This window comes from Streptomyces atratus (assembly GCF_014648655.1).
GTDB classification, from domain to species: Bacteria; Actinomycetota; Actinomycetes; order Streptomycetales; family Streptomycetaceae; genus Streptomyces; species Streptomyces atratus.
On the sequence record NZ_BMRN01000154.1, the window covers coordinates 1 to 2,164 of the forward strand.

At 72.3% G+C, this 2,164-nt stretch carries 1 protein-coding gene; it reads right to left on the reverse strand.

Annotated features, from left to right (window positions below; all coding sequences use genetic code 11):
• On the reverse strand, window positions 1-2,164 hold a 2,164-nt coding region (locus IEZ15_RS43745; RefSeq protein WP_189282491.1), incomplete at both ends, for a non-ribosomal peptide synthetase.

Here is a 2,164-nt window from a genome sequence, read left to right on the forward strand (position 1 = left end):
CGCCCCGCGACCGGACTGCCGATCGGGATGTCCGTCCCCGCACCCAACCGCGTGTACAACGCGGCAAGGCCCGCCTGAAGCACCATGAACAGACTGGTGCCGGTACGCCGCGCCAACTCCACCAGAGCCGCATGCAGTTCGGGACTCAGCTCCAGGCCGACCTGGTCTCCGTGCCAGCGGGCGACGGCCGGTCGCGACCGGTCGGTGGGCAGCTGGAGAAGTTCCGGCAGGGCGGACAACTGCCGCTTCCAATAAACGAGTTGTTTGGCAAACCGACTCTCCGGATCGGCGGCGTCACCGAGCAGGTCGCGCTGCCACAGCGTGTAGTCGGCGTATTGCACCGGCAGGACCGGCCAGCTCGATGTGCGACCCTCGTGCCGAGCGGCGTAGGCCGCGGCAAGGTCGCGGGCCAGCGGGCCGGTGGACCAGCCGTCACCGGCGATGTGGTGCATCACCACCAGCAGCACATGCTCCTGCGGTGCGAGCGCGAACAGCTGCGCCCGCAACGGCAGTTCCACCGCCAGGTCGAAAGGCTGCCGGGCGAACTCGGCGAGTCGCGCAGGCAGTTCGGCCTCCGACACCTCGGCCAACCGCACCCGGGGCCGGGTCGCACCTGGATCCAGGACACGCTGGCACGGTACGCCGTTGACCTCCGGGAACACCGTCCGCAGGCTCTCGTGCCGGGCCACCACGTCGGCGAGCGCCTCGTTCAGCGCCGCTGTATCCAGCGTCCCGGTCAGCCGAAGCGCCAGCGGAATGTGGTAGGTCGCGGCGGTGCCGTCCATGCGGTGCAGGAACCAGAGCCGGCGCTGGGCGAAAGAAAGCGGTACCGCTTCCGGCCGTACGTGCGCCGTCAGCGCCGGGCGGGCGCGCCCGGCCTCGGCCAACGCTTCGGCCACTCCCGCCGCAGTGGGCGCCTGGAAAAGCGCGCGCAACCCCAGCTCCACGCCGAGCACCGAGCGAATCCGTGCTACCAGCCGGGTGGCGAGCAGGGAGTGCCCGCCCAGGTCGAAGAAGTCGTCGTCGACCCCGACCCGCGACGCGCCCAGCACCTCGGCGAACAACTCGCACAGGATCTGCTCCTGCGGCGTGCGCGGCGCGCGACTGCTCCCGACCGTCCCCGGTTCGGGCGCGGGCAGCGCTGCACGGTCCAGCTTCCCGTTCGCCGTCAGCGGCAGCACATCCAGCAACACGAACGCCGACGGCACCAGGTAGTCCGGCACGCGGTCGCGCAGATACGCCGCCAGCGCCGCCGGCCGTACGGCAGCGTCGGGACGCGCTGCCACGTAGCCGACGAGCCGGTCGTCCTGTGCGAGGACGGCGGCCTGGGCGACTGCGGGATGCTCGGCCAGGGCTGCCTCGATCTCGCCGAGTTCGATGCGGAAGCCGCGCACCTTCACTTGGTCGTCGGCGCGGCCGACGTACTCCAGCTCACCGTCGGCGCACCGGCGCACCAGGTCGCCCGTGCGGTACATGCGTTCACCTGCCTTGCCGAACGGGCAGGCGACGAACCGTCCGGCCGTCAGCCCCGGCCGGTTCAGGTACCCGCGCGCCAGCCCGGCGCCCGCGACGTACAACTCCCCCACCACACCCGGCGGCACCGGCCGCATCCGCTCGTCCAGGACGTACACCCGAGCGTTGGCGATCGGACGGCCGATCGGCGGCACGCCCGACCCCGGGGACAGCGGGTCGCTCATCGTCGCGCACACCGTCGTCTCCGTCGGACCGTACGCGTTGATCATCCGGCGCCCCGGCGCCCACCGGGCCACCAGCTCCGGAGTGCAGGCCTCACCCGCCACCACCAGGGTGGCGGCCGAGACGTCGGCGCCGTCCAGCGCCGCCAGGGCCGAGGGCGGCAGCGTCACATGGGTGACGTCGAGCCGGCGGTCCGTCAGGGCCCCCAGCGGGGCCTCGGACGGAGCCAGGACGAGGGCGGCACCGGTGAGCAGGGCGCTGCACAGGTCCCAGAACGATGCGTCGAAGCTGGGCGAGGCGAACTGGAGCACCCGGCTGCCCGCCGTCACGCCGAGCCTCTCGACCTGCGCCGCCACCATGCCCGGCACGCCGTTGTGGCTCACCACGACGCCCTTGGGCCGGCCGGTCGAGCCCGACGTGTAGATCACATAGGCCGGATGCCGGACGTCGAGCGCGATCTGCGGATCGG